Source organism: Geodermatophilus sp. SYSU D01045 (genome assembly GCF_054050295.1).
The window spans coordinates 23,447-29,446 of the sequence record NZ_JBJGZB010000040.1 but is presented as its reverse complement, the minus strand read 5'-3'; the positions used below and the strand labels follow the sequence as shown (position 1 = coordinate 29,446).

General features: G+C 70.6%; 5 protein-coding genes. All 5 read right to left on the bottom strand.

The features are described 5' to 3' along the window. Window positions 1-46 precede the first annotated feature (46 nt). Window positions 47-1,183: an ABC transporter ATP-binding protein gene (locus tag ACI798_RS21775; RefSeq protein WP_457048934.1), complete on the bottom strand. Its 1,137-nt coding sequence runs from the start codon at window positions 1,181-1,183 to the stop codon at window positions 47-49. Beyond that, window positions 1,167-2,228 carry an ABC transporter ATP-binding protein gene (locus ACI798_RS21770; protein WP_456943429.1) on the bottom strand — a complete coding sequence of 354 codons (1,062 nt, stop codon included), beginning with the start codon at window positions 2,226-2,228 and terminating at the stop codon, window positions 1,167-1,169. The genes ACI798_RS21775 and ACI798_RS21770 overlap by 17 nt, the downstream gene beginning before the upstream one ends. Further along, window positions 2,225-3,196, bottom strand: a complete 972-nt coding sequence (locus tag ACI798_RS21765; protein ID WP_456943428.1) for an ABC transporter permease — start codon at window positions 3,194-3,196, stop codon at window positions 2,225-2,227. The genes ACI798_RS21770 and ACI798_RS21765 overlap by 4 nt, the downstream gene beginning before the upstream one ends. Further along, the gene (locus ACI798_RS21760) at window positions 3,189-4,112 is read right to left on the bottom strand and encodes an ABC transporter permease (protein WP_456943427.1); all 924 of its coding nucleotides are present in this window, start codon (window positions 4,110-4,112) and stop codon (window positions 3,189-3,191) included. Before ACI798_RS21760 ends, ACI798_RS21765 begins: the two co-directional genes overlap by 8 nt. A 147-nt stretch (window positions 4,113-4,259) precedes the next feature. Then, window positions 4,260-5,924, bottom strand: coding sequence for a peptide ABC transporter substrate-binding protein (locus tag ACI798_RS21755; protein ID WP_456943426.1), 1,665 nt, complete (start codon window positions 5,922-5,924; stop codon window positions 4,260-4,262). Between the last annotated feature and the right edge of the window lie 76 nt (window positions 5,925-6,000).

The window sequence follows — 6,000 nt, the reverse complement described above, 5'->3', positions numbered from 1 at the left end:
GGCCACCCCGGGGTGGCCACCGCGCCGTCGTCGTGGAGCGGGGGTGTTACTCGGCGTCGACCGGGACGACCATCCGGGCCTCGGCGAAGTGGCAGGCGCTCGGGTGGCCCTGGCCGCGGTCGACCAGCGCCGGGGCCTGCTGGGCGCAGACGTCCTGCGCCTTCCAGCAGCGGGTGCGGAAGCGGCAGCCCGACGGCGGGTCGGCGGGGCTGGGGACGTCGCCCTGCAGCAGGATCCGGTCCTTCTGCCCGCGCAGGGCCGGCTCGTGCAGCGGCACCGAGGACAGCAGCGCCTGGGTGTAGGGGTGCGACGGCGAGGCGTAGACCTCCTCGTCGGTGCCCTCCTCCACGATGCTGCCGAGGTACATCACCGCGACCCGGTCGGAGATGTGCCGCACCACCGACAGGTCGTGCGCGATGAACAGGTAGGACAGGCCGAACTCGTCCTGCAGGTCCTCGAGCAGGTTGACGACCTGGGCCTGCACGGAGACGTCGAGCGCCGACACCGGCTCGTCGCAGACGATGACCTCCGGCTGCAGCGCCAGCGCGCGGGCGATGCCGATGCGCTGCCGCTGGCCGCCGGAGAACTGGTGCGGGTAGCGGTTGACGTAGTCGGGGTTGAGGCCGACGCGGTCGAGCAGCTCCTGCGTCCGCTTGAGCCGGCCCTTCTTCGGGGCGACGTCGTCGTGCACGGCCCAGCCCTCGGCGACGATGTCCCCGACGGTCATCCGCGGGTTCAGCGACGCGTAGGGGTCCTGGAAGATGATCTGGACCTCGCGCCGGTAGTCCTTGAGGGCCCGGCCGCCCATGCGGGCGACGTCCTTGCCCTTGTAGAGGATCGCCCCGGCGGTCGGCCGCTCCAGCGCCACGATCAGCTTGGACACCGTCGACTTGCCGCAACCGGACTCGCCCACCAGGCCCACGGTCTCGCCGCGGCGCAGGGTCAGGTCCACGCCGTCGACCGCGCGGACGTGGCCGATCGTGCGCTTGAAGACGATGCCCTGCGTCAGCGGGAAGTGCTTCTGCAACCCGCGGATCTCGAGCAGCGTCTCCCCCATGGCGCCGCGGGCCCCCGCCGACGCCGGCTTGGCCAGCGACGCGTTGACCGGCACCGCCTCGGTGGACGGCGACGACTTCGACAGGGACGACGCCGCGGTGGCGCCGGACTCACTCGGCTGCGACACCGAGGACCTCCTCGCTGTAGTGGCACGCCGCCTCGCGTCCCGGCACGACCAGCCGCAGCGGCGGGACGTCGCCGGCGCACTCCCGCCCCGGCGCGGCAGCGTCGCCGAGCCGGCGGTGCGGGCACCGCGGGTGGAACGGGCAGCCGCTGGGGATGCGCGCGAGGTTCGGGGGCTGGCCGGCGATCGGCTGCAGCCGCCCGCCCTTGGCCTCGACCTGCGGCACCGAGCCCATGAGCCCCTCGGTGTAGGGGTGCGCGGGGCGGGTGAAGACGTCGTCGACGGTACCCCGCTCGACGATCTCGCCGGCGTACATGACCGCGACGTTGTCGGCGACCTCGTTGACCACGCCGAGGTCGTGGGTGATGAGGATCAGCCCCATCCCCGTCTCGTCCTGCAGGTCCTTGAGCAGGTCCATGACCTGCGCCTGCACGGTGACGTCGAGGGCGGTGGTCGGCTCGTCGGCGATGAGGATCCGCGGGTCCAGGGCGATGGCCATGGCGATCATCACGCGCTGGCGCATGCCGCCGGAGAACTGGTGCGGGTAGTCGTCGACGCGGCGGGCCGCGGCCGGGATCCGCACCCGGTCCATGAGCTCGATGGCCCGCTTGCGGGCCTCCTTCTTGCTCATCCCCCGGTGCGCCCGGAACATCTCGCCGATCTGGAAGCCCACGCTGTACACGGGGTTCAGCGACGACAGGGCGTCCTGGAAGATCATCGAGATGCCCGGGCCGCGGATCTTCCGCTGGTCCTCGGCGGACATCTCCAGCATGTTCTTGCCCTGGAACCAGATGCCGCCGCCGGTGATGACCGCGGGCGGGGTCTCGAGGATCCCCATGATCGCCTGGGCCGACACGGACTTGCCGGAGCCGGACTCGCCGAGGATGGCCAGGGTCTCCCCCGCCGCCAGGCTGTAGCTCACGCCGTTGACGGCGTGCACCGTGCCCGAGCGGGTGCGGAACTCCACGTGCAGGTCGTCGACCTCGAGCAGGGGCGTGCCCTGCCCGGCGAGCTCCGCGGTCGGCTTGGTCAGGTCGAGGTTGGTCATGCGCGCTGCCTCGGGTCGAGGGCGTCGCGCAGGGCGTCACCCATCATCACGAACGCCATCACGGTCAGGGTCAGGATCAGGCTGGGGAACAGCACCAGGTGCGGTGCGCTGCGGACCTGGCTCTGGCCCGCCGCGATCTGCAGGCCCCAGGAGATCGCCGGTCGCTGCAGACCGACACCGAGGTAGGTCAGCGTCGCCTCCGCGGCGATCAGCACGCCGATGGTGATGGTCGCGTAGACCAGCACCGGCGCCACCGCGTTGGGCAGGATGTGCCGGACCAGGATCCGCCGGCTCGAGGCGCCCATCGCGCGGGCCGCGGCCACGTAGTCCTGGCTCTTCACGGCGATGACCTGGGAGCGGACCAGCCGCATCGCCGTCATCCAGCCGAACAGCGCCAGGGCGATGGCGACCGCCCCGGGGCCGCGGCTGTTGATGATCGGGATGTCGGTGGCCGGCCCGACCCGCAGCAGCACCAGCGCGCCGAGGATCAGCGGCAGCGCGTAGAAGATGTCGGCGATCCGGGACAGGATCCCGTCGGTGAAGCCGCCGGCGTAGCCGGCGATGGCCCCCACGATGACGCCGAGCACCAGCACCACCAGCACGGCGGTCACGCCGATGATCAGCGAGCCGCGCGCTCCATAGACGACGTTGGCCAGGTAGTCGCACCCCTGCTGGTCGAACCCGAACCAGTGCTGCGCCGAGGGCCGGCCCTGGGAGTTGCTCAGGTCGCAGGACCGCGGGTCGGCGCCCCGGGCGAACAGCTGCGGGAACAGCGCCATCAGGAGGAAGAAGACGCCCAGGACGGCACCGATCCAGAACAGCGGGTTGCGCTTGAGGTCGCCCCAGGCGTCGCTCCAGAGGCTGTTCTGCCGCTCCTTGGTGACGTCGACCGAGGGGCTGGCCAGACCGGTGGTGGTGCCGGCCTCGACCTCGTCCTTGCGCAGGTCCAACTGCTGCTGCTCAGTCATAGCGGATCCTCGGGTCGAGGACGGCGTAGAGCACGTCGACGACCAGGTTGAAGAAGATGAAGAAGAACACCATCAGGGTGACGATGCCGACGACGACCGCGCCCTCCTGGGCCCGGACGGAGTTGAAGACCTCCCGGCCGATGCCGGGCAGGTTGAACACCGTCTCGGTGACGATCGCCCCGCCCAGCAGCGTCCCGATGTCCGCGCCGATGAAGGTGACGACCGGGATCAGGCTGTTGCGCAGGGTGTGCCGGACGATGACCGTCCGGCCCGGCAGGCCCTTCGCCCGCGCGGTCCGGACGTAGTCCGCGCGCAGGTTCTCGGCGATGCTCGTGCGGGTCAGCCGGGCGACGTACGCGAGCGAGCCCGAGGCCAGCACCAGGCCCGGCAGGACGTAGCTGTAGAGCCCCTCGTTCGTCCCGGCGATCGGGAACCAGCCGAGCTTCAGGCCGAACAGCAGCTGGGCGACGAAGGCCAGCACCAGGATCGGGATCGAGACGATCAGCGTCGTCGAGACCAGCACCAGGCTGTCGAAGAAGCTGTTCCGCCGGATGCCGGCGATGACGCCGGCGATCAGGCCGATGACGGCCTCGAAGACGATGGCCACGACGGCCAGCTGGACGGTGACCGGCAGCGTCCGCTCGATCGTGTCGATCACGGGACGGCCGCGGAAGTCGGTGCCGAGGTCCCCCTGGAACAGGTTCTTCAGGTACTCCCAGTACTGGACGTAGAGCGGGTCGTTGAGGTTGAACCGCTCGCGGAGCTCGGCGATGACGGCCGGGGAGAGCGGTCGGTCACCCCCCAGCGCGCGGATGGGGTCGCCCGGCAGGGCGTACACCATCGCGAAGATCAGGAAAGACGCGCCCAGCAGGACCGGGATGGTGAGCAACAGGCGGCGCGCGACGTAGCGGCCCATGGTCCCCCTCGGGGTGTGTGCGCCGCCGGGGCTGCGGCGGCGCCGGTGTCCATCGTGCCCGCAGGGCCCCGCACACGCGCCGCCGGGGGCGACCGTCCTGGTCGGACGGGCGCCCCCGGCGGGTGGTGCGGGTCCTGCGGGGTCGGGTCAGGCGTTGTTGACGGTGACCTCGGAGGTGACGATCCGCTGGAACAGGTCCAGGCGGACGTTGGAGACGTTCTCGGAGGTCACGGACTGGATCTCCGTGAAGAACATCGGCGCCATCGGCATCTCCTCGGCGATGATGTCCTCCGCCGCCTGGTAGTCCTCCACGCCGGCCTCGGGGCTCTCGGCCTGGTCACCCTGGGTGATCAGGCTCTCGACCTCGGGGTTGGTCCAGAAGGAGTAGTTCGAACCGGCCGGCGCCAGCGAGGACGTCGTGAACAGCGGGGTCAGGTAGCTGTCCGGGGCCGGGTAGTCGAAGCTCCAGCCGTAGCGGAACGGGCCGGTCCAGCCCTTCGACTCGCCGAGCGGCAGGTACTCGGAGAAGTCCAGGTTGCCCTGCAGGACGTACTCGACGCCGAGGTTCTCGCGCAGCTGGTTGCCCACGGCCTCCATCCACGCGTCGTGGCCGGCACCCGCGTTGAACCACAGGTCGACCGGCTGGCTGCGGTCGAAGCCGGCCTCGTCGAGCAGCTGGTTGGCCTGGTCGGGGTCGAAGGTGCAGTAGGTGCAGCTGCCCTCGCGGTAGCCGTCGACGACCGGCGGGATGAACGAGTCGGCCGGGGCACGGGTGCCCTGGAAGATCGCCTCGGAGATGGCCTCCCGGTCGACGGCCATCGAGATCGCCTGGCGGACCCGCGGGTCGGCGAAGCGCTGGTCGTAGGTCGGGAAACCGAGGTAGGTGATCTGCGAGGACTCGGTCTCGATGAACCGGTCGCCGAACTCGTCCTGCGCCGACTGGATGACGTCGGGCGGGATGACGTCGACGATGTCGAGGTTGCCGGCCTGCACGTCGGTGTAGGCGGTGTTGACGTCGGCGTAGACGACGTACTGGACGGCGTCGGCCTGGGCGGCGTCGTCACCGGAGTAGTCGTCGTAACGGGTCAGGGTGATGCCCTGACCGGGGACGAAGTCCTCCTCCGCCTGGAAGGGGCCGTTGCCGATCGGACGGGTGCCGAAGCCCTCGGGGTCGTCGAAGAACGCCTGCGGCAGCGGGTAGAAGGAGTTGTAGCCCACGACCGCCGGGAAGTTCGAGAACGGCGAGGACAGCGTCACCGTGAAGGTGCGGTCGTCGACGACCTGCAGGCCGCTCATCTGCTGGGCGGCCGGCTCACCGGTCACGTTGCCGGCGTCGTCGGTCGGCGCCTGCAGGTCGGCGTAGCCCGCGATCCGCGACAGGTAGGACGCGGCGCCCTGGGCGTTCGGGCTGTAGGCGGTGTAGTTCCACGCGTTGACGAAGGACTCGGCGTTGACCGGCGTCCCGTCGTGGAAGGTCCAGCCGTCCTTGAGCGTCACGGTCCACGTGGTGTTGTCGTCGGACTCGATCGACTCGGCGACGCCCGAGTACTCGACGGAGCCGTCCTCGGCGTACTTCACGAGGCCGGTCCACAGCGAGTTGACGACCTGGTCGCCCTCGGACTCCGTGGTGTTGCCCGGGACGAGCGGGTTCTCCGGCTCACCGATGTAGACGCTGAAGGTGCCGCCGCTCGCGCCGCCGCTGCCGCTGTCGCCGGAGCCGCTGTCGTCGCTGCCGCCGCCACAGGCGGACAGCAGGAGGGCGCCGGACAGGCCGACGGCGACGAGCGCCGACCGGCGCTTGCTCAACTTCACGTGTGTTGCCTCCCTCGTCCCGCGCGTGCGGGGGGAACGGACTGGTCTCTGCATACCGGGACACTGCGCACCCGGT

Coding starts and splice junctions, on each gene's coding strand:
- ACI798_RS21765 (WP_456943428.1), bottom strand. CDS start 3,196: ATGACTGAGCAGCAGCAGTTGGACCTGCGCAAGGACGAGGTCGAGGCC.
- ACI798_RS21770 (WP_456943429.1), bottom strand. CDS start 2,228: ATGACCAACCTCGACCTGACCAAGCCGACCGCGGAGCTCGCCGGGCAG.
- ACI798_RS21760 (WP_456943427.1), bottom strand. CDS start 4,112: ATGGGCCGCTACGTCGCGCGCCGCCTGTTGCTCACCATCCCGGTCCTG.